Source organism: Stenotrophomonas sp. NLF4-10, assembly GCF_022359915.1.
In the GTDB taxonomy this organism is placed as follows: domain Bacteria; phylum Pseudomonadota; class Gammaproteobacteria; order Xanthomonadales; family Xanthomonadaceae; genus Stenotrophomonas; species Stenotrophomonas daejeonensis.
This window is the reverse complement of sequence record NZ_JAKSEE010000003.1, coordinates 2716308-2737475: the sequence shown is the minus strand read 5'-3', so window position 1 is coordinate 2737475 and position 21168 is coordinate 2716308. Positions and strand designations below refer to the sequence as shown.

22 protein-coding genes are annotated in these 21168 nt (G+C 63.0%); 5 read left to right on the top strand and 17 right to left on the bottom strand.

Annotation, left to right across the window (positions count from 1 at the left end; all coding sequences use genetic code 11):
- Window positions 1-14 precede the first annotated feature (14 nt).
- From MIC98_RS12930 to dsbD, 5 genes are all read right to left on the bottom strand, one after another.
- Window positions 15-821 carry a sulfite exporter TauE/SafE family protein gene (locus MIC98_RS12930; RefSeq protein WP_011347501.1) on the bottom strand — a complete coding sequence of 269 codons (807 nt, stop codon included), beginning with the start codon at window positions 819-821 and terminating at the stop codon, window positions 15-17.
- A gap of 18 nt (window positions 822-839) precedes the next feature.
- Window positions 840-1352: a DUF302 domain-containing protein gene (locus MIC98_RS12925; protein WP_011347502.1), complete on the bottom strand. Its 513-nt coding sequence runs from the start codon at window positions 1350-1352 to the stop codon at window positions 840-842.
- 95 nt (window positions 1353-1447) lie between these two features.
- Window positions 1448-2221 (bottom strand): thiol:disulfide interchange protein DsbG, encoded by a 774-nt coding sequence (gene dsbG / locus MIC98_RS12920; RefSeq protein ID WP_011347503.1) that lies wholly within the window; start codon window positions 2219-2221, stop codon window positions 1448-1450.
- A 2-nt stretch (window positions 2222-2223) separates the two neighbouring features.
- Window positions 2224-3060, bottom strand: coding sequence for a TlpA disulfide reductase family protein (locus MIC98_RS12915; RefSeq protein ID WP_011347504.1), 837 nt, complete (start codon window positions 3058-3060; stop codon window positions 2224-2226).
- The gene (gene dsbD, locus MIC98_RS12910; RefSeq protein ID WP_228903360.1) at window positions 3060-4913 is read right to left on the bottom strand and encodes a protein-disulfide reductase DsbD; all 1854 of its coding nucleotides are present in this window, start codon (window positions 4911-4913) and stop codon (window positions 3060-3062) included. The genes MIC98_RS12915 and dsbD overlap by 1 nt, the downstream gene beginning before the upstream one ends.
- 131 nt (window positions 4914-5044) lie before the next feature.
- On the opposite strand from dsbD, the gene MIC98_RS12905 reads away from it, so the two are divergent.
- Window positions 5045-5713: a response regulator transcription factor gene (locus MIC98_RS12905; protein ID WP_011347506.1), complete on the top strand. Its 669-nt coding sequence runs from the start codon at window positions 5045-5047 to the stop codon at window positions 5711-5713.
- Window positions 5710-7068: an ATP-binding protein gene (locus MIC98_RS12900; protein ID WP_011347507.1), complete on the top strand. Its 1359-nt coding sequence runs from the start codon at window positions 5710-5712 to the stop codon at window positions 7066-7068. Before MIC98_RS12905 ends, MIC98_RS12900 begins: the two co-directional genes overlap by 4 nt.
- A gap of 63 nt (window positions 7069-7131) precedes the next feature.
- Here MIC98_RS12900 and trxB read toward each other — a convergent pair whose 3' ends face one another.
- From trxB to trxA, 3 genes are all read right to left on the bottom strand, one after another.
- Complete coding sequence (trxB, locus tag MIC98_RS12895; protein WP_011347508.1) at window positions 7132-8091, bottom strand: thioredoxin-disulfide reductase; 960 nt, start codon at window positions 8089-8091, stop codon at window positions 7132-7134.
- 41 nt (window positions 8092-8132) lie between these two features.
- Window positions 8133-8651 carry a carboxymuconolactone decarboxylase family protein gene (locus MIC98_RS12890; protein ID WP_011804723.1) on the bottom strand — a complete coding sequence of 173 codons (519 nt, stop codon included), beginning with the start codon at window positions 8649-8651 and terminating at the stop codon, window positions 8133-8135.
- Window positions 8652-8734: 83 nt separating this feature from the next.
- Window positions 8735-9055: a thioredoxin gene (trxA, locus tag MIC98_RS12885; RefSeq protein WP_011347510.1), complete on the bottom strand. Its 321-nt coding sequence runs from the start codon at window positions 9053-9055 to the stop codon at window positions 8735-8737.
- 190 nt (window positions 9056-9245) lie between these two features.
- On the opposite strand from trxA, the gene MIC98_RS12880 reads away from it, so the two are divergent.
- Entirely contained in the window at window positions 9246-9929 is a 684-nt protein-coding gene (locus MIC98_RS12880) for a metalloregulator ArsR/SmtB family transcription factor (protein WP_011347511.1), read from the top strand.
- Between the two features lie 17 nt (window positions 9930-9946).
- Here the strand turns inward: MIC98_RS12880 and MIC98_RS12875 are convergent, their stop codons facing one another.
- The 8 genes from MIC98_RS12875 to MIC98_RS12840 all read right to left on the bottom strand — a co-directional run bounded on the left by MIC98_RS12875 (window position 9947) and on the right by MIC98_RS12840 (window position 16698).
- Window positions 9947-10591 carry a thiol:disulfide interchange protein DsbA/DsbL gene (locus MIC98_RS12875; RefSeq protein WP_011347512.1) on the bottom strand — a complete coding sequence of 215 codons (645 nt, stop codon included), beginning with the start codon at window positions 10589-10591 and terminating at the stop codon, window positions 9947-9949.
- Window positions 10592-10654: 63 nt separating this feature from the next.
- Window positions 10655-11554, bottom strand: a complete 900-nt coding sequence (locus MIC98_RS12870) for an MBL fold metallo-hydrolase (protein WP_011347513.1) — start codon at window positions 11552-11554, stop codon at window positions 10655-10657.
- Between the two features lie 138 nt (window positions 11555-11692).
- The gene (locus tag MIC98_RS12865) at window positions 11693-12157 is read right to left on the bottom strand and encodes a DsrE family protein (RefSeq protein WP_011347514.1); all 465 of its coding nucleotides are present in this window, start codon (window positions 12155-12157) and stop codon (window positions 11693-11695) included.
- 109 nt (window positions 12158-12266) lie between these two features.
- Window positions 12267-13325: a dicarboxylate transporter/tellurite-resistance protein TehA gene (gene tehA / locus MIC98_RS12860; RefSeq protein ID WP_239737404.1), complete on the bottom strand. Its 1059-nt coding sequence runs from the start codon at window positions 13323-13325 to the stop codon at window positions 12267-12269.
- A gap of 6 nt (window positions 13326-13331) precedes the next feature.
- Window positions 13332-13589, bottom strand: coding sequence for a heavy-metal-associated domain-containing protein (locus MIC98_RS12855; protein WP_011347516.1), 258 nt, complete (start codon window positions 13587-13589; stop codon window positions 13332-13334).
- A 158-nt stretch (window positions 13590-13747) separates the two neighbouring features.
- A complete protein-coding gene (locus MIC98_RS12850; RefSeq protein WP_200143507.1) occupies window positions 13748-14911 on the bottom strand; it encodes an MFS transporter in 1164 nt (387 codons plus the stop codon).
- A gap of 243 nt (window positions 14912-15154) precedes the next feature.
- The gene (locus MIC98_RS12845; RefSeq protein ID WP_011347529.1) at window positions 15155-16156 is read right to left on the bottom strand and encodes a cation diffusion facilitator family transporter; all 1002 of its coding nucleotides are present in this window, start codon (window positions 16154-16156) and stop codon (window positions 15155-15157) included.
- Window positions 16157-16344: 188 nt separating this feature from the next.
- Entirely contained in the window at window positions 16345-16698 is a 354-nt protein-coding gene (locus MIC98_RS12840; RefSeq protein WP_011347528.1) for a metalloregulator ArsR/SmtB family transcription factor, read from the bottom strand.
- Between the two features lie 167 nt (window positions 16699-16865).
- Between MIC98_RS12840 and MIC98_RS12835 the strand changes: the two genes are divergently transcribed.
- Entirely contained in the window at window positions 16866-19367 is a 2502-nt protein-coding gene (locus tag MIC98_RS12835; RefSeq protein ID WP_011347527.1) for a heavy metal translocating P-type ATPase, read from the top strand.
- A gap of 15 nt (window positions 19368-19382) precedes the next feature.
- Window positions 19383-19862: a Cu(I)-responsive transcriptional regulator gene (cueR, locus tag MIC98_RS12830; protein WP_011347526.1), complete on the top strand. Its 480-nt coding sequence runs from the start codon at window positions 19383-19385 to the stop codon at window positions 19860-19862.
- 73 nt (window positions 19863-19935) lie between these two features.
- On the opposite strand, the gene MIC98_RS12825 is transcribed toward cueR, so the two are convergent.
- Window positions 19936-21165 carry an MFS transporter gene (locus tag MIC98_RS12825; protein WP_011347525.1) on the bottom strand — a complete coding sequence of 410 codons (1230 nt, stop codon included), beginning with the start codon at window positions 21163-21165 and terminating at the stop codon, window positions 19936-19938.
- Window positions 21166-21168 lie beyond the last annotated feature (3 nt).

Below are 21168 nucleotides of genomic sequence, written 5' to 3'. Positions count from 1 at the left end.
CAAATAGCGAATCTCTAGCCCACGTTGCGCATGAGCATGAGAGCCGCCACGGACACGCAGGTGATCGAGAACACCCGCTGCAGCATCTTTGAAGGAATCCTTAGCGCCACAGCGCGACCACCCGCCATGCCCACCAGCGCGGTGAGTACGAATGCCCAAGTAGGCGCGGTAAGCAGCAGGCCATGACTCCATGCGATGAACACGGTCACGGCGGACAACAGCGCGATCACCATGAGCGAGGTCGCGACGATGCTGTGCATGCGCAGCTCGCTGAAATGCGCCAAGGCTGGGACGATAATGAAGCCGCCGCCTACGCCCAGCATGCCCGTGGCCAAGCCGGACACGACGCCGATACTCCCCAGCGTGGTCGCGGTTCGCAGGTTCCAGAGAAAGCGCCCCGTGTCTTTGGAGACCTTGCACGCCTTGGCCTGCTCGTCGCCCAAGTCGCTATCGGCTTGGGGGCTGCGCGAGGACAGGAACATCCGGTACGCGATGATGAGCATGATGGCCACGAAGACCATGTTCAGCCACCGCGGCGAAAGCCAGTGCGCGAGCTGAACACCCAGCGGGGCAGTCACGGTGCCGGCGGCCGCCAGCACCATCGCGGCCTTGTACCGGACAATACCCCGCCGCAGTCCCTGTACAGCGCCCAATGCCGCCGCCGCACCCACCGCAAGCAGCGCCACGGGTGCGGCACTACGTATGTCCATGCCCAAGCCGAAAACCAACGCCGGCACCGCGAAGATGCCGCCGCCGGCGCCGGTCAATCCCAGCACGGCTCCGATGATGAGGCCCAGCAGCCCACCTGTCAGTGAGAGCATAGTGAACGCCCCTTTCAGCTATTTTCCTTGTGCAGCCTCGGATGCAATCCGAGAGAAGCGAGCATCGAGTTCCTCCGCCTCCTGACGCAGCATTTTTGCGTCATCGCTGCTGCCAACGTCCTCGATATATGGCGCGAAAATATGACTGGGTTCGACCCACGACAGCGTTGCATGCCCGTCATCCCGCTCAGTCACATAAAACCGGATTGGTGCCTCGATCATCGCCGGCACACTGAGGCGCAAAATATCGACGGCAAACTTGTTGTTGAAGACCCCCACCACCCGGTTTCCCGGAATGTGGATGCCGCGCTTTGCAGCAGCCTCCGTCGGGCCAACATCAAAGACAACATTCAAGTCGTTCGCGGAGACCGCTTTCTTGAGATTGGCGAGCAATTCCGAATAGCTCTGGCTCGTCTCAATCACCCTCCAGCCATCCTTGGGCCAATCGACTCCTGCGGCCGACGGAGCGGCGACAAGCAGGCACACCAGGCCAAAAAACAAGCCAGCAATCAGGCGATGGTTAGTGGACATGATTCACCTCCTTGAATTGCAGTTGGTTAGCCCAGTAGGTGCAGCTCTGGCGCGCGATGCGGCACATATCGCATTCGCGCGCCAAAGGATGGGTCTCAGCGTGGTCCCAGCACCTCGGCCAACTGGGGCCCCTGAGGCATGCCGTTATATTTCTTGAGTACGCCATCGGGGCCACGAACGACGATGCCAGGAGTTCCGCGGAAGCCCATGCTCAACATCAGCATCTGGTTGTCATCGAGGGTCTTCCGTACATTTGCTGGAATGCTCTTGGCCGGTGTAATCCCGCCCTGGGAATACTTCCGCTCGTTTTCCAGCAACGCTGCCGAGGGATCAGCGGCACCCAGGATTGCCGCAGCTTTGGCGGGACTGTCTTCCCTGATGATTCCGACCATGATGTGCCGAATCTGGACCTTGCCAGCATCGACCCAAGGACGTGCGGCTTCCCAGAAGCGATGGCAATAGGGACAGTTGGCGTCGGAGAAGGCATACACGATGCGCGGGGCATTCGCTTGCCCGTCCCGGACAGAGGTTGCAGATTGGAGCTGCGCCCATTCCTTGTCGCTGAGCGGCTTGGCCGCCAGATTGTTCAGGGCTGCCTCATCGATCGGCTCTCCCTTGGCATTCAGGCGTGTTCCCACGATGGCATTGCCATCGCTCGTGATGTAAATGGCGACGGGCCTGTCACCGGCAACTGCCGCGAAAGCGCGCAGTCCGCCTCCGACCTTGAATTCCTGCATGACGGTCAGGCCCTGATCCTCCAGCGCCTTCAGGGCGGGCGGCTGGTTGGCGGTTTCCGCCTGGCTGCAGCCGGTGACCAACAGCAGGCTGGCGGCCAAAAAGAGGGAAATGCGAGAGCGTTTTGCAAACATGGTTATTCCTTTTCTGTCTTGATCTGTTGGGATTGCGCGAAACGGCGCGACACCGTGTTTTTGAGGCTGGCCATCGAGAGTTCGCCCAGGTGCGTATCCACCAGGCGTCCGTGCTCATTGAAGAACAACGTGGTGGGCAGGCCTCGCGAAGCAACCGCCTGCATGGTTTGGGAAGCCGGGTCGAGCAACACATCCTTGAGCTGCAGGCCTTGGGCTTCGAGAAAAGCACGCGCCTGCTGGGCGCTTTCACCCTGGTTGACCATGACGAAAGCGATCTCGGGATACTGCGCTTGCGCCTGCTCGAACACCGGCATTTCGCGACGGCATGGCGGACACCATGAAGCCCAGAGGTTGAGCACGACTGGCCGTCCGATATAGGAGTTCAGGACAACAGGCTTTTCGTCGAGCGTGGCGAGCGCCAAGGCTGGCAGCGGCGGTGCCGAGCGCTGCAACAGCTCAAGCACGCCACCTGCGGCAAACCACGCCAAAAGTCCGGCTGTAACACCTACCAGTACAGGGCGGCGCAATGCCCGGGTCGAACGGGTGCGCCACCAGATGAACACCAGCGTTGCCGCGACACCTATCCACCAGGTGAAGCCTTGGTCGCCGATGAAGAACATGGACATTGGCGACTGCGCGTACTCGTCCCACCACTGCGCGATATAGCCCAGGCGAGCTGCTACAAATCCCAGGAACACCGCGTCCATAAGCATTCCGCCGGCCGCCTTGTACGGCGAGTCGGGCAGTCGCTTGGCAACCATGCGAGCTACTGCCCAGGCCAGCAGCACGGCAGCGAAGACAGCCACGACCTGGACGGAGAAAGGCCCCACGCTGATCATCAGGAGCCCGCCTTGTCCAGATGATCCAGGAAGGTGCGAGCATCGATCTCACCCACCACGCGCAGATCCCGGCGTTCCTTGCCGTCCGGGCCAACCAGAATGAGTGTGGGCGGTCCCATGACGCCCCAGCGCTTGAGCAGAGCCTGGTCGGTTGCATCATTGCGCGTGACGTCCGGCCGCACCACCTGCATGCGCGCCAGCCGGGACGCGACAGCGGGGTCTCCGAATACGTTGCGCTCGATCACATGACAACTGACGCACCAGTCGGCGTAGAAGTCGATCAGGGTCCATTGGTCGCGCGAAGCCGCCTGGGCCAAATGCGCATCCACGTCCTCGACCGATTTCGCCTGGACGAAAGCGACACCAGCCTCAGCGGATGCGGCCGAAGTCGATCCACCGCGCAGATGCGCCAACGGCTGCAAAGCGGATTCGCCCCCGGATGCAGCGCCGACCAGCATCAGGACGGACCACAAGCCGGCGAAGACAGCACCGGACCGCAGCGTCCATGCCAGCCGATGCTTCGCCGCCACGGCCTGACCCCAGGCGATCAGGCCAATCGCCACGGACAAGACCCAGGCCCCCCAAAGCACCAGGCCCACGGTGCCGGGCAGGAAGCGCGTTAGCATCATCACGGCCATGCCGACCATGACGTAGCCGAATGCCACGCGCACGCGATCCATCCATGCGCCCGGGCGAGGTAGGACCCGGGCACCGAACACGGCGATGGCCAACAGGGGCAATCCCATGCCCAAACCCAGCGCGAACAATGCCATTCCGCCATAGACCGCGCTGCCGGTCTGTCCGATGTACAGCAATGCACCCGCCAATGGCGCGGTCATGCAGGGGCCGACCAGGAGCGCCGAGAGGAAGCCCAGTGCTGCAGCGCCGGGGATGCTGCCGCCCGAGCGGTCTCTGCCGGCAGACTCGACACGATTGACCAGGGCCGAAGGCATCTGCAGCTCGAACAGGCCGAACAACGAACTCGCCAGGACGAGGAACAGGGCCGCGAACGCTCCCAGCAGCCAAGGCGATTGCAGGGTGGCCTGCAGGTTGGCACCGGCCATGCCAGCGGCCACACCCACCACCGCGTAGGTGCCCGCCATTGCCACGACATAGGACAGCGAGAGGAAGAAGGCCCGTCGCGGCTTGGCTTGGCTGCCTACGACCATGGAGGAGACGATGGGGATCATCGGCAGCGAGCATGGCGTGAAGGCCAACAGCAACCCGAAGCCGAAGAACAGCAGCGTTCCCCATACGGGGCCGAGTGCGGCAAGCCGCTGCGCTGCCGCTTGATCCTCGGCGATCTCGGTCGCCCCCGCCACGCTGCCTTGGCTGGCGGGTGCCGCGGTTGGGCTCTCGTGTGTGGAGCCATTGCCTGCGGTAGATGTGCCTGCTGCCACTTCCGGCAGTGCCAGGTTCACGGTCTGCGGCGGATAGCAGATGCCTGCTTCGGCGCACCCTTGCCAATGGAGTGTCAGCGGGCCGGCGGCAGTGACGGGAAAGCGCAGATTGAGCGCATCACCCTTATAGATTTCCGTGTCGCCAAAGAACTCGTCGTGCTTGGCAGTTCCTGCTGGAAGGGTCAGGCTGATCTCATGGCCCCGCGCATCGACCAATTTGATGGCATGGCGGTAAACGTAGTAGCCATCGGCGATATGTCCTGCAATTAAGAACGAGTCGCCTTGTTGCTGCGCTGGGTCCAGCTTGAATACTTCGGCAACGTCCAAAAACTGCCGTTCGCTACTGCCCCAGGAGGGAAGAAGGCCATTCGCCCAGGCGCTGCCGACCATGCAACAACACAGTAGAAAGATCGCAACTATGCGCCGATAAAAAGCCAAATCCGAATCCTCCAAGCAAAGCTGCTTGAAGGATGCGCTCGCTCGATTAAGCGAAACTAAAGTGCCGTGAGGGCCTATCTTTTCGCTGACGTGAAAGGGATTTCTGTCCTACCATGAGCATTTGATCGAGGCAAGGTGAAGCGGAAATGCGGGTACTGCTGGTAGAGGATGACGAGTTGATCGGCAAGGGAATCGTCGCCGGTTTGCGAAAGCACGGCATTTCCGTCCAGCATGTCCTCACGGCACAGGACGCGGAAACCGTGCACGCAGAAGAAACCTTTCATGCCTTGGTACTCGATCTCGGTCTGCCCGACCGGGATGGCATGGAATTGCTGGCCAGCATGCGGGCGGTCGAACCGCAGTTGCCCGTCTTGATCCTCACCGCACGCGACGCCATCGAGCACAGGCTCAAGGGGCTGCATGACGGTGCCGACGACTACATGGTCAAGCCGTTCGACCTGCGGGAACTCGCGGCCCGGTTGCACGCGCTGGTCAGGCGCACGCAAGGTCGCGCTGCCCAGGTCATCTCGGCCGGCCCTTTGCGATTGGAGCCGGAGAGCGGGCTGGCCTGGTTCCAGGGCGAGGCCGTCACCTTGTCGCGCCGCGAAGTCGATTTGCTGGCCCATCTCGCCAACGCCGATGGCCGGTGGGTGCCCCCCGACATGCTTAACGAACGCCTGTACGGACTCGGGGAAGAAATCGGCAGCAATGCGCTCAACGTGCATATCCACAACATCCGCCGCAAGCTCGGGGCCGAGGCGATCGAGACGGTTCGCGGACTCGGTTATCGGCTGGGCTGGAGGCTTACGTCATGAGCCTGCGCCTTCGCGCCGTTCTGATCGCCGGCATTTCGCTGCTGGTTCTGTGGAGCGCTGCCGCGGGCTGGATGATGCGCGGCGTTCATTCCAATCTCGACCGAACGCTCGACGGTCGCCTTGCCATGTCGGCACGCATGGTGTCGGGGCTTCTTGAACGCGCGGCACTGGCCCCCAACTCGGCCTCCACCGACTTCACCGAGGCCGTGCGCGTCAGCGGCAAGGAAGGCATCGCATGCGAAATTCGATCCCTGCGTGGGGAGATCCTGGCACGCACGACCACTGGACCTCATTCGGAATTTGAGTCGCTGCCGACAGGCTTCAGTACGCGGGAGGTTCTGGGGCACCAGTGGCGGGTCTACGTTCTTCGTGCCGATGGCTATCAGATCACTACGGCCGATCGCGTGGATCAGCGGGACATGCTGATCAACGAATTGCTGAGCGTGGCTGGCGTACCGTTCGTGATCGCCTTCCTCGGCGGCTTGGCTGCGCTTTGGATCGGCATCGGCCGGGGGCTGTCCCCGCTGAAGGCGCTTTCACAGCAGTTGCGCGACAAGCATGCGGACGATACATCCCCGATCGCCGTCAACCACTCGCCCTCCGAACTGCGTCCGGTTCTGGATGCGATGAATGGGCTTCTCAGGCGCTTGGCACGGGCGCTCTCCAGCCAACGGGCATTCACCGATGCCGCGGCGCACGAACTGCGCACGCCGCTGACCGTAATCGACACGCACCTGCAGGTAGCCAGGATCAGCGAGGGCGACGAGGTGGCGTCCTCGCTTTCCAGTGCAGAGGAAGGGGTGAAGCGACTGCGGCGCACGCTGGACCAGATGATGACCCTGGCCCGTGCCGAGGCACCTGCCGATAAAGCGGACGGCTGCACCTGCGTGGCCGATTGTGTCCGTGGCGTGCTGGGGCAATGGAACGCCGACGAAGGCAAGCGCCTGTCGCTGACCGTCAACGGCGAAAGCATCGGAACTCCAGTGCCCAGGTCGATGCTGGAAACGGCGGTTCGCAACCTGGTTGACAATGCGATGCGCTATTCGCCCCAAGATGCCGTGATCGATGTCAGCGTGCTCTTGGAACAGGATGCGCCGCGGTGCTTGATCACTGTATCGGACCGTGGCCCTGGCCTCACTACCGAGCAGGCAGCGCAAATCGGCCAGCGCTTTTGGCGTGGCGACCAGGGCCGGAACAGCAAGGATGGGTCAGGCCTGGGCATTTCGATCGTGCGTGCGATTGCGGCGCGTTTCGGTGGCAGTCTTGAATTGAGGCCAAGGGATGGAGGCGGCCTGATCGCGGAGATTTCCCTGCCGGGAACAAACGCACCGAGGGACAGCACTTTCCCTGGATAGAGGCTCGATGCCTCGATGCAAGGGGTTGATCGCCTGCCTCTCCATCCGGCCATGGCGCGTTCCTTATCGGACAACGGCCGAGTCGAGGAATCGCTCCGCGTCCAGTGCCGCCATGCAGCCGAAGCCGGCCGAGGTAATGGCCTGACGGTAGTGCTGGTCGGCCACGTCGCCGGCGGCGAACACGCCTTCCACCGAGGTCTGGGTGGCGTTGCCGCCCAAGCCGGAACGGATTTCCAGGTAGCCGTTGTTCATCGCCAACTGGCCCTTGAACAGCTCGGTGTTCGGGCTGTGGCCGATAGCGACGAAGAAGCCGTGGGCGTCGATGTCGCGGGTGCTGCCGTCCAGGGTGGACTTCACCCGCACCCCGGTCACGCCCATGTCGTTGCCCAGCACCTCGTCCACCTCGTGGTGCCAGACGGTCTCGACCTTGCCGGCGGCGACCTTGGCGAACAGCTTGTCCTGCATGATCTTCTCCGCGCGCAGGGTGTCGCGGCGGTGCACCAGGTAGACCTTGCGGGCGATGTTGGACAGGTACAGGGCCTCCTCGACCGCGGTGTTGCCGCCGCCGACCACGATCACGTCCTGGTCCTTGTAGAAGAAGCCGTCGCAGGTGGCGCAGGCCGAGACGCCGCGGCCCTTGAACGCCTCCTCGGACGGAATGCCCAGGTACTTGGCGGTGGCGCCGGTGGCGATGATCAGCGCGTCGCAGGTGTACTGCGCGCTGTCGCCGGTCAGGGTGAACGGGCGCTTGGACAGATCGGCGGTGTGGATGTGGTCGAATACCACCTCGGTCTCGAAGCGCTCGGCATGGGCCTGCATGCGCGTCATCAGGTCCGGCCCCATCAGCCCATGGGCATCGCCCGGCCAGTTGTCCACCTCGGTGGTGGTCATGAGCTGGCCGCCCATTTGCAGGCCGGTGAGAACCAATGGCTTGAGGTTGGCACGGGCGGCGTAGACCGCGGCGGTCCAGCCGGCCGGCCCGGAGCCGAGAATGATGAGCTGATGGTGTGTTGCCATGGTCATGATGAGTGTCGGTTGATCAATTGGAAGGCGGGTCGGCATGCTCAGATCGCAAGGGCGACCAAGAAGCGGGACACCATGTTGTAGGCGGCGACCGTCGCGACCGCCTCTACCGTCTGCTGCTCTCCGAAGAAGGCCTTGAGCTTCTCGATGACGGCAGCATCGACTTCGACGTTGCGGGTGGACTGGTCCGTCAGTTCCAGCAGCGCTCGCTCCTTGCCGTCGAAAAGCGAAGCGATACCGTCGGCGCGCATCGCATCGCATTTTTCTGGCGTGCCCCCGGCCTGCAGGTAGGCGGGCTTGTGGACATTCCACTCGAATTCGGCCCGGTTGAGCACGGCAACGCGGCACATGATGAGTTCTCGGTATTCGAGGGGCAGCTCAAACTCTGCCCGCACGCGACCGAGCAAACCGTTCCAGCCGGTCGCCAGGGGAAAGCTCTTGAGCAAGACGCGATCGATACCGATCAGCTCGCCGTTCGGGCGACGGGCTTGCATGTTTTCCAGAAGCTCGGGGGGAGCGTTATCGCCGTCCTGCCAAGGTTTCACTCTTACATGGGTCATTGGTGTTGTTCTCTATGGGCGGTCGGGGGGCTGCAGGTGCGCTACGGCCGACGCGGTGATGCCGAGCGGTCGCACCGTCCGGTTCAATCGAGGTGGTTGTTGATGAAGCGAAGGACGTTGGGCTTGGGCGCTGCGCCGGTCATCCGGTCGATCACCTGGCCATCCTTGAACAGCACCACCGTTGGGATGCTCTGCACGCCGAAGCGGCCAGCCAATTCCGGGGCCTGGTCGATATCGACCTCGCCGAAGTGCGCGCGATCCTGCATGTCGCGGGCGACGTCCTTGAAGATCGGGGACATCACCCTGCACGGGCCGCACCATTCGGCCCAGAAGCGGACGGCATAGACGCCGGGCACCTGGCCGAGCGTCGTATCGAAATTGTCGTTGTTCAGCTCTTGAAGCATGGGGGGTCCTGAAGTTGGAAAGGAGTCACTGGCGCAGCCAGTGCGGATCGCTGCAAGCAGAGAGGCTTGGTTGAGCAGCGGATGGGAGGGATGGCTGCCGGTTGCGGCAGTCGTGCGCGGGCGGGGATATGCTTTGCAATATACGTTCAATTATTTGATTGAATGATAGTGCGATGGTATCGTGGCGTCAATGAACCCGCCCGCCCACATCGACGGCAGCAGCCGTCTGGACCCATTGGCCGAAGTCGCCAAGACCTTGGGGCATCCGCATCGCCTGGCGCTGCTGGAGCAGATCGTGCGAGGGGAAAGGTCGGTCGAGAAACTGGCCGAGTTGACCGGGATCACGGTGGCGAACGCCTCTCAGCACCTTCAGCACCTGAAGCGTGCTGGCTGCGTGCAGACGCGGCGCGATGGCAAGCACATGCTCTATCGCCTCGGGCCGGGACCGTTGGCCTCGGTGGTCGTGGCGCTGCATGACTACGTGGAGTTCCAGCATTCCCGCATCCGCGAGGCCATCGCCGATAGCCGTCAACGGCCCCAGGAGATGGAATCGGTCTCGATCGACGGCCTGCTTGATCGCATGGATGAAGGGGCCGTGGTGCTGCTGGACATTCGCGGCGATGAGGAGTTCGCGCAGGCTCATTTGCCGGGCGCGATCAATATCCCGCTGGAGCAACTGGCCGACAGGATCGGTGAACTGTCCCGGGATACGGAGGTCGTGGCCTACTGCCGCGGTCCGTACTGTGTGCTATCCATGCAGGCCGTGAGCATCTTGCAGGCTCACGGGATGCAGGCCACGCCACTGGCGGGGGGCGTGCCCGAATGGCGGGCGGCGGGCCTTGCGCTGCAAGGCAGCACCGGCCCCGTCTCCTGAGCAGTACCGGGCAATCCTCACGCCCGGCTTGCTTCCCGAATCAGGAAACTGGTTACCTGAAGCGCGCGCTCGGGGCTGCCGGCGGTTTCTCCGTCCGCGTACCAACGTCCGGCGATGCCTAGCGCCGGCACACCCGCCACCTTGAAATCACTGGTCGTCTGCGTTGCGCGTTTGGCTCTGGTCATGGTCGAGAACGAGTGATACGCCTCGGCGAACTTCTTGCCGTCCAGTCCAGGTTGCTTGTCGGCCCAAGCTAAGATGGCATCGTCGCCGAACAGGCGTTGGTGCTCTTGATGGATGGCCCGGAAGATCCTGGGTCGGAATTCGTCCTCTTTGCCCAGAGCCTGCAGTGCGTAGTACATGCGCTGTTTGGCTTCCACGTCACTGCCTACAAAGGGCACAGGAACGCGCCGGAAGGATGCGATGGAGGGAAGTTGCCTCGTCCAGATTTCGAGCTGCGGCTCGAAGGCAGCGCAGTGCGGACAGTTGTACGAGAAGAACTCAATGACCTCCACCTTGCCAGGCGGCGCATCGACCGGCACGGGTTTGTCCAGCTCCAGGAAATCCTTGCCCGCTTTGAAAGCCTCTTGGGCGGAAACGCTATTGGCCAGCGGCGCCAAGGGCACCATCGCAGCGGCAATCAGAAAATGACGTCGTTTCATGCGGGGGGTATCTCCAGGGTCGGGACTGCTCCGATACCACTGTCGGTCTGGTGAAAGGGCCATTCAGAAGCTGTAGCTTTCGCCATCATCGGGAACGAGGACTCGCTGAGGGTCGAGCGATTTCTCCTTGATGTAATCCTTCAGTTCCTGCCGGCTTTGCGTCGCATGGTTCAGGGATTCCAAGTGCACCGCCACGATATAAGCGCCAGGGGCGGCTTGATTCACTCGATATAGATCCTCTTTGCCCATGATGATGGCGCCATCGATATCGTTGAATCGCACATAGCCCGCGTTCAGGACGATGACGTCCGGGCGGTATGTGGCGAGAGCGTCCTGGACGTGGGTATTCCAGACGGTATCGCCAGCCACGTAGAGCGACTTGAAGCCTGGGCGCTGGAAGACCACGCCAGACACCGTGCCCAGAAGTTTCCCGCGGACGGCCATTGCAGCGTCGCTGCCATGCTGGCCGCTTGTCTTGATCAGGCGGACTCCCTTGAATTCGGTTGCCTCATTCAAGACGCGCACGTCCCGAAAGCCGGAGCCTCGGATCGTCCTGGCATCCTCATCGTTCTGCGCAAAGATCGGCATGTCTTTCGGGATGCGTTCTTTGGCCTCGTTGTCCCAATGATCGAAGTGCAGATGCGTGACGATTACCGCATCCACGTCGATCACTTTTTCAAGGGGTATGGGAAGGTCTACGGTAGGGTTGCGGATTTCGCTGTTGAAGCTTCCCGGTGCCGCGGGATATGAGCCTTTTTTCGCCAGCATCGGATCGACCAGAAACCTGACGTCGCCGTAGTCGATCTTGATCGTCGCGTTCCTTATCTGCTGCAGCACAAACGATTTCGTTCCAGCACTGGACGCTGGTGCCGATTCGGCGGACGCGCTGGCAGCAGCTCCTGCGGCGATAAAGCCCGCAATGAGCAGGCTTGCATATTTGCGTATCAGTTCTTTCATGGACATGGATAGGGTTCTCCTGAAGTAATGGCTTGGCGAAGTGAATTGCACAGCCGCGAGCCCGGATATTTGCCGGGCCCACCAAGCCGAAAAAGTGAACGAAAGCGGTTTCCCGGCAAACATCCGTGCCCAGTTCAATAGGAACTAGATGTGCAAGGTGTTGTATCCCTTGTCCTTAAGCTCAAGCAGATGGATGGTTCCGCTTCGGGTTGTGCTCAGTCTCTTGTCCAGTTGGTCCTTCGTGACCCCGAACACGGCCATCGCGTTCTCGCAGACAACGATCTTGGCACCGTAGTCCTCGCTTTTTGCAAACCACTCGGCCAGTGAATGGTCGTTTGCAAGATCCTTGACCACCGCGCCTACGGCCACGATTTCAAAGGTCAGTCCTTTCTTCTTCACGTCCATTTGCTTGGCGGTCAACACCGCGGCCTTGAAGTGCAGCACGTCCGAAACCATCAGCGCGAACTTGGTGGAGGTGCCTTCATAGGGAATTACGATGTCCGGCATCTTGTTGATGTCGGGCATCTGCGGGCCTTGGGCAAAGCCGTTCGTTGGGGAGGCGAAAAAAGCCAGTACTGCAAGAAGGAGGGAAAAGACTGTTGTTTTCATTTTTCGTTTCCTCGCGTGGTGAAAGAGAACTGGCCAAAAGCCGGATGCTGGGCTGGTCCGATTAAGCGAAAATAAAGCCGTGCCTGGGGGGCTGGACCGCCGGCCATCTTCATCGCTGTCCCCCGGTAGCCCGTTGCGGTGTGTCCTTGCTTGTAATGAGCAGGTGGACCGTCCGTATGACCAGGTAGCCGATGAACACGTTGGCGCCGACGAAAACCGGCACGGCCAGAACCTGTGCCGAATGGATGCCGGCCTGTGCCAGCTTCAGGCCGCTGACGGTTGCAGCGGCCACACCGAACGTATAGGCCCAGTAGGCGGGGATGAAGGGCTGCACGCCCAACCAAAGGCCAAGGCGCAGGCCAAGCAATAGCTGGAAAAGGCCATAGCCCCACAGCATGAGAAGCCAGTGGTCCGTGCTGCCGGGAGACAGGGCCAGCCAGGCCATGGCGCAAACGACGGGTGGCGCGAATTGAATACCAATCAGCGGACGTTGCGGCGCCGGTATCGATGTCGAGTGCCATAGGCGATGGATGACCAGGGATTCGAGGGCCAGCCACGAGAAGAATCCCGCGCCCAGGAAAATCCATCCCCAATCAGCGCTGCCTAGCGCGCCCAGCGCGGCCGCCGTGGTGAGATTTCCTGCGACCGTGGGCAGGTACAAGGTCGGAAGCATGTCCTCCGAGTTCCTCCCGCCTTGCCAGAGCGTGCCGGTGTGCCAAAGCGCGAAGCCGATATTCCAGGCAATGCCGCCGATCGTCAGGAGCCACGCAAGGGCCATGGAATACGGGATCACCGCGATGGCGATGAGCAAGGTGGAAACCGCGATCAGTGCGGGCGTTCCACCCTGGACCGGATGCAGGAACTCGGCCTTTGCCGCCTCGAAATTCCGAATCGACTGCCAGACGTAGCCGATGATGAGCGCAGCCCAGATCAGTCCGGCCATCGCGAGCAGGGCTTCGCCAATGGCAGAAGGCAAATGCCAGAGCTGCACAGCGGAGCGCCAGGCCTGTCCCAGGCCGGCGACTCCAAGGACGACCCCAAAATACGATGCCGGAATTTGCCTCCGCTTGATGCGATGGGCTTCCATCTCCAGACCCCTATCGTTCACAGGTGGTCTAGGCCCGCTGCGCAGCGCCGCCGAGGAGTCGGCGAGCCTGATGACGGTCAAGCGGTGTCACTTGCCGCCGCCGCAGCAGGTCTTCGCCGAAGCCGATGCGGCGGCGCGGTTTTGTTCGATCAGGACGGGGGTATAACCCGCATCGGCGATGGCGTCCTGGAGTTCCTTCGGATCAGCGCTACTCGATTCGATTTGCACCAGGCTCTGGCTTTGATCGATGGTGAACTTGGCATCCTGATCCGCTGCCTTCAGCGCCTTCGTGATCATGCTGACGCAGTGCCCGCAGGTCATGTCCTTGACTTCAAAACTGATCATGAGATTTCTCCAATGGAGTTACTGGTAGGGAACTGGCACTGTGGGCCTTGTCACGGTGGGAAGGTCAAGGGGTATTTTTTCTCGGTAATCCATGCCGCCAGATGCCGCGCGTCGCTGGTCCAGAAGTGACCTGCGGCACGATATGCAATGGTTTCGGATCATCCGATCCGCTGCTTGCGCACGGGGATCACGGTGGCAAGGCCAACGGCTGCCGAGAGAGCGAACATCGCAGTCTTCGGGATCGCGGGCGCAAGGACGTTGACGAGGATGGGCCAGAAGAATCCGCTGTATGCGAGCACGTAGAAGATGCCGGTGAGCAGCGAGCGGTCTTCAATTCGAGCGATGAGCGGGATTGCCCGCAGGCCAGCGGTGAGCAGGAACCCGTAGGCGCAACCCAGAAGCACAGCCGCGGGGAACAACAGAGGCGTGTACCGAGTAAATTCCATTCCCGCACCGGCGATCATGCCGAGGCACAGAAGCACCAGGCCGCCGACGAATGCGGTGCCGAGTCCCTGGCGTAGCGCCAGCCGCGAAGCGACCGGCTGCACCAGGACGCCGCTCAGCAAGGTCAAGGCGGCTACGGCCCCCGTTGCGGCAATGCCGGCCTCCCCGAGATCCGCGGTCTGCGGGAGCACGACAATGGCTGCGGCTATGCTTCCGAACACCCAGGGAGCGGTGGGAAGCACCAGGCGAAGAAATAGCGGGTTCCGAAGCGCCGCGCCGATTGTCGGCCGGTTCTTCGCCGACGTGCGCGGCGCGGTCTCCGGGGCGGACCAGACGATCGGAGCGACACAAAGCATCAGTCCGATATGGACGAGATACGGAAGCGCTGCAGGGAGGATCAGCCATTGAGCCAGTCCGCCCGACACCAGCGGCCCCAGTGCGAAGCCGCTGGTAAGCGCGACCGCCGTCAGGATGGGGGCCGACCGTCGGGAGCCGGAGCGGTCGTTCAACTCGCTGAGCCACACCGTTCCTGGACCAAAGGCAGCGCCGGCAGCAAGGCCGACGATCACTCTGCCGAGGGCGAGCAGCCCGAAGGAGCTGCCGGCGAATAGCAGCACGCCGGAGCCGACGATCGACACGAGGATCACCGCCCGCATCAGGTTGCGTCGCCCCCAACGGTCCGACAGCCGCGCACCGAAGAGCAAGGACGGAAAGAGCCCGAGCCAGTAGGCGGCGAACACCACGGCGATGGCGGTACCGCTGAGGACCTTCGCGTAGACGAGGAGCATCGGGGCGAACATGTTCGCTCCCCATCCGACGGCGAACATCGCAACGGCGGGACGGTACGGGCTCTTTGAGGTGATTTGCTGTTCTTGCATGCCGATCCTGGTGGTGCGACGCCACAGGTTCGGTTCAACGAACGGGAAGGATTTCGAGTGCGGGCGTGTCGAATCGACCCGTTCACCTCAATCGGCCGGATTTCGGCGATGCCTGGCGACGCCCTGCGATGGTCGGCCTTGCCATCGTTGGAATGTCAACGGGGGCGTGGAAACACGGTCATGCGTCACTGCGGCCAGGCGGGACATCGTCCCCGCCCAAACCGTGGTTTTCCTTGCATTGCTTCAATGCCGGTGACCGAACGCCGGGTGATCGTGGTCGTGGTCGTGGTCGTGCCGCCCCGGACTCTGGCGCAGATTGCAGGCGTTCTCGTCCACCTCCGAGTTCCAGTCGATCGCAACGGTGGCGTGCTGGATGTTGAACTGCTCGCGTAGTGCCTTGTTGACGAGCTTGACCACCGCCTTGGCTTCATCGTCGCTCTGCGGACGGATGTGCAGCGTTGCCATCGTCCGGCCGGAGGTGAGCTGCCACACATGGACATGGCTGACGGCCGCCAAGCCGGGCACGGCGCCCAGCAATCCACGCTCCACCTTCTCTGGAGAAGCGTCCTCGGGCGCGCCTTCCAGCAGGATGTGCAGCGACTTGGCCAACAGCTTCCAGGCACTGCGCAGGATCAGTGCTGCCACGGCCACCGAGAGGATGGGATCGATGGGCGTCCAGCCCGTGTAATAGACCACGATCGCAGCGACGATCGCGCCCACCGAGCCCAGCAGGTCGCCCATTACATGCAGGATGACCCCCTTGACGTTGACGTGGTCGGTCTCGCCGCGCGTCATGATCCACAACACCAGGAAATTGACCAGCAGGCCGACGATGGCCACGATCAGCATGGGGCCGGCCAGGATTTCAGGCGGCGCGAAGAAGCGCTGCCAGGCTTCGTATGCGATCCAGCCCACGATGGCGAACAGCGTCACGGCGTTCACGAATCCGGCGATCACCTCGAAGCGTAGATAGCCGAAGGTGCGCTTGCTGTCGGCAGCGCGCCGGCCGAACCGGAATGCGGCATAGGCCAGGGCCAACGCCGCCGCATCGGTCAGCATGTGGCCTGCATCGGCCATCAGGGCGAGGGAGCCAGAGAAGGCTCCGCCGAGCGCCTCCACCACCATGAAGGTGAAGATCAGGACGAAGGACAGCAGCACCTTGCGCTCGTTCGTGCTGGTGACGGTCGGCGCGTGCGAATGGTCGTGGTCATGACTGTGACCATGATGAGAGTGGGAGTGGGACATCGGGGGCCTCGGCCGCTTGGATTGACGATGCAAGAAAATATAACACATGAACATATGTTCATATGAACTATATGAATCAAGCTCGCTCGCAACGTGGCGGCGGTATCCGGGGCATAAGGCTTGGGGTTGGGCAACAGCGACCCTCGACGGGCCGCTGTTTGGCATGACCGACCTGGCGTCGCGCCCGGCTATTCGTCGCCGTGGTCTTCGGCGATGTGGATGGCCATATCCAGCAGCACGTGGCTCACGTGCTTGTCCGCCACTTCGTAGAAGATCTGCTTGGCTTGGCGCACGCCTTTGACCAGGCGAGCCCCGCGCAGCAGGCGCAGATGGTGGCTCACCAGCGATTGCGAGAGTTCGAGGCTTTCCGCGATGTCGCCCACCGCGGACGGCCCTTTCATGCAGAACAGCAGGATGCGCAGCCGCGACGGATCGCCCAGCAGCCGGAACGTCTCGGCCAGGATGGTCACGTCGTTGCCGGACAGCGATGCCAGATCGATGCTACTGCGGGGACTGTCGGTTGATTTCTTGCTTTTGGTCATTTCTCGGAGACTCCTATCCTTGGAAGGTCGTCCCTGCCTTCCCGGGACCGACGAAGCTGCGGCCATCGACAGGGAACGGTGCCCATCTGCAACATAGTGCTTTACCTTCCCACGATGGTAAGCCGCAAGCTATGCCCATGTCGAACTTCAACTGTGGAAAGTAAACCATGAGCATGCCAAGCATCTCAGATAGCCGGGCCGCGTTAGCCCCTATCAGTCTGCCCATCGAGGGCATGACCTGCGCGAGCTGTGTCGGCCGCGTGGAGGCTGCCCTGACCAAGGTCGAGGGCGTGGACAGCGTGTCCGTCAACCTTGCCACCGAGAAAGCGGAGATCCGCCTGGCCGGCCCGGTGGATCGCGCGGCGCTGATCCAGGCCGTGGAGAAGGTGGGCTACGAGGTGCCTGCCAGCGTCGTGGAGCTGGCGGTCGAGGGCATGACCTGCGCCTCGTGCGTGGGCCGTGTCGAAAAGGCACTTAAGGCGGTGCCCGGCGTTGCAGAGGCTGCCGTTAACCTTGCGACCGAGCGCGCCACCGTGCGCGGAACGGCCTCGATGGATGCCTTGGTGGCCGCGGTCCAGAAAGCCGGCTACGAAGCCAGGGCTGTCGATAACAGCGCCCAGGCCGACGACGAGGCTGCGGAGAAGAAAGACGCCGAACGGGCCGGACTCAAGCGCGACCTGATCCTGGCCGCCGTGCTGGCGCTGCCGGTGTTCGTGCTCGAAATGGGCTCGCACCTGGTCCCCGGGGTGCACCATTGGATCAAGTCCACCATCGGCATCCAGCAGAGCTGGTATCTGCAGTTCGTGCTGACGGCGCTGGTGCTGGCCTTCCCTGGACGGCGCTTCTACACGAAAGGCTTCCCGGCCCTGATGCGCCTGGGGCCGGACATGAATTCGCTGGTCGCGGTCGGCACGGCCGCGGCGTTCGGCTACTCGGTGGTGGCTACCTTCCTTCCCAACCTGCTGCCGGCGGGAACGGTCAACGTCTACTACGAAGCAGCCGCGGTCATCGTGGCGCTGATCCTGCTCGGGCGGTTCCTGGAGGCGCGCGCCAAAGGCCGCACCTCGGAGGCCATCAAGCGGCTGGTCAAGCTGCAGGCCAAGGAAGCGCACGTGCTGCGCGATGGCCGCGCGGTGGATATCCCGATCCAGGATGTGGCGTTGGGCGACATGGTGGAGGTGCGTCCTGGCGAACGGGTGCCGGTCGATGGCGAAGTGACCGACGGCCGCAGCTTCGTGGACGAGTCGATGATCACCGGCGAGCCGATCCCCGTCGAGAAGACGATCGGCAGCACGGTGGTCGGCGGCACCGTCAACCAGAAGGGGGCGCTGACGCTGCGCGCCACCGCCGTGGGTGGTCAGACGATGCTCGCGCAGATCATCCGCTTGGTCGAACAGGCGCAAAGCTCCAAGCTGCCGATCCAGGCCGTGGTGGACAAGGTGACACTGTGGTTCGTGCCGGCGGTGATGCTGGCAGCGACGCTGACCTTCTTGGCCTGGCTCATCTTCGGGCCGTCCCCGGCGCTGACCTTCGCACTGGTCAACGCGGTGGCCGTGCTGATCATTGCCTGCCCCTGCGCCATGGGGCTGGCCACGCCCACGTCAATCATGGTCGGCACCGGCCGGGGCGCGGAAATGGGCGTGCTGTTCCGCAAGGGCGAGGCGCTACAGTTGCTTCGGGACGCCAAGGTGGTCGCGGTGGACAAGACCGGCACGCTCACCGAAGGCCGCCCGGTGCTCACCGACCTGGAGATCGCGCCCGGCTTCGACCGCAGGCAGGTACTCATGCAGGTCGCTGCCGTGGAATCGCGTTCCGAGCACCCGATCGCCCGGGCCATCGTCGAATCTGCGACGGAGGGAGGCACCACGCTGCCGACCATGGCCGATTTCGATTCGGTCACCGGCATGGGGGTGCGCGCCACCGTGGATGGGGTTCGTGTCGAAGTGGGTGCCGATCGCTTCATGCGCGAATTGGGTTTGGACGTCGGCGGCTTCGCCGGAACGGCCGAGCGGCTGGGCAACGAAGGCAAGTCGCCTCTGTATGCCGCCATCGACGGCCGGCTGGCCGCCATCATCGCGGTTGCCGATCCGATCAAGTCCAGCACGCCCGCCGCCATCGCGGCCCTGCACCAGCTCGGCCTGAAGGTGGCGATGATCACCGGCGACAACGCGCGCACGGCGCAGGCCATCGCCAGGCAATTGGGCATCGACGAGGTGGTGGCCGAGGTGCTGCCCGAGGGCAAGGTCGAGGCGGTGCGCCGGCTGAAGGCCACCCACGGCCAGATCGCCTATGTGGGCGACGGCATCAACGATGCGCCTGCGCTGGCCGAGGCCGACGTGGGTCTGGCGATCGGCACCGGCACCGATGTGGCAGTGGAATCGGCCGACGTGGTGCTGATGTCCGGCAACCTGCAGGGCGTGCCCAATGCCATCGCGCTGTCCAAGGCCACCATCGGCAACATCCGCCAGAACCTGTTCTGGGCCTTCGCCTACAACACGGCGCTGATCCCCGTGGCCGCCGGGGCGTTGTACCCGGCCTGGGGCGTGCTGCTGTCGCCGGTATTCGCCGCTGCGGCCATGGGCATGTCGAGCGTGTTCGTGCTCGGCAACGCACTGCGCCTGCGCCGCTTCCAGCCGCCGCTGGATACGGCCTCCGCGGCTTCACACTGAGAAAGGAGGACGACCATGAACATCGGTGAAGCGTCCACGGCATCGAAGGTCTCGGCCAAGATGATCCGCTACTACGAGGAAATCGGCCTGATCCCGCCGGCGAACCGAACCGACGCGGGCTACCGCGCCTACACGCAGTCCGATGTGCACCGGCTGCATTTCATCCGGCGCGCGCGTGATCTCGGATTCTCGGTCGCCGAGATCAGGGACCTGCTGGGCCTTTGGAACAACAAGTCGCGCCAGAGCAGCGACGTCAAGCGCCTGGCCCAAGAGCACATCGAGGACCTTGAGCGACGCATCGAGAGCATGTTGCAGATGGCCGAGACGCTTAAGACGCTGATCAGTTGCTGCGCGGGCGATGACCGGCCTGACTGCCCCATCCTGCATACCCTTGAGCAGCCGGACGACAACGATGGAGAACCCGAGGCGCGCACGGGGGCAGTGCAACGCCGACGGCGCACTCCTGCATCAAAGAAGGGCTCACGAGCACGCTGAGGACGTCGGGCGGGACAGGAACTCTCCATCAGGATCAGTGAAATGTTCCTGCCGCTGAGCGACTAGAGCGTCCTTAGCCAGCGAGAGATACGGGTTTCCTCCTCAAGGCGACCGCCAGCGACAGCACGGCCAATGCCAGAGGAATGAAAGACACCCAGAGTACCGTGGTCCAGCCATAGGTACTGAGCAATCCACCGGACAAGAAGGAGCCTACGGCCATCAATCCAAAGACGATGAAATCGTTGAGGGATTGAACCCGTGTCTTTTCCTCGGGGCGGTGGCATTCCAGGACCATCGCGGATGCTCCCAGAAAGCCGAAGTTCCACCCCAGGCCCAGCAGGATCAGCGTTGCCCAGAAATGGGCGACGTCGATACCTGCAAGGCCCACGGCAGCGGAGAGCCCGGTCAGCAGCAGACCCACGGTTGCCACGCGGCCCGCGCCGAAGCGTTTGATCAGGCTTCCGGTAAAGAAGCTCGGCCCGTACATGGCGATGACGTGCCATTGAATTCCCTGGTTGGCCGATTCCTGCGAATGGCCGCACATGTGCATCGCCAGCGGCGCGGCCGTCATCAGGAAGTTCATCAGCATGTAGGTCACCGCGCCGGTGATGGCCGCCGCAACGAAGCGCGGTTGTCGCGCAATCACCGCCAGCGGCCTGCCTCCGGCCACCTCGGCCGCCGTGGGCATCGGCAACCGAACCCCCAGCAGGATGAGCGCCGACACCGCTGCGACAGCGCCTTGTGCGAGGAAGGTGGCCGCAAACATGTAGGGCGGCCACATGTTCATCGTGTAGTTCACGAGCTGCGGCCCCACGACTCCGGCCGCAACGCCGCCCGCCATGACGAGCGATAGCGCACGCGCACGCCGATCCGGTGCCACGCCGTCAGCCGCCGCGAATCGGAAGGTCAGCACTACGGCGGCGTAGCCGCCACCCAGGAAGGTTGCCAGGCAGAACAGCCAGAACGAGCCGATGATGACCGCGAGCATGCCCAGCAGCCCAGTCAGCACGCCGGCCCCGGTTCCCACGAGGAAGGCTGTGCGACGCCCGTGACGCCGGGCTATCGCTCCCGCAGGCAAGATGCACGCGGCCATGCCCACCACGAAGATCGAGATGGGCAAGGTAGCCAACACGGGAACCGGCGCGAGCATGTCGCCGACGATTGCCCCGGTGGCGTAAAGCACGGTCGAGTTGGCCCCCGCCAGCGCCTGCGCGATGGAAAGGCGCCAGATGTTTCCGCTCTGCACTTTCTCGGGCAGTTCGTCCGAAGCGCCTCCGATGGAGGCTGTACCGTTATCTGTCATAAG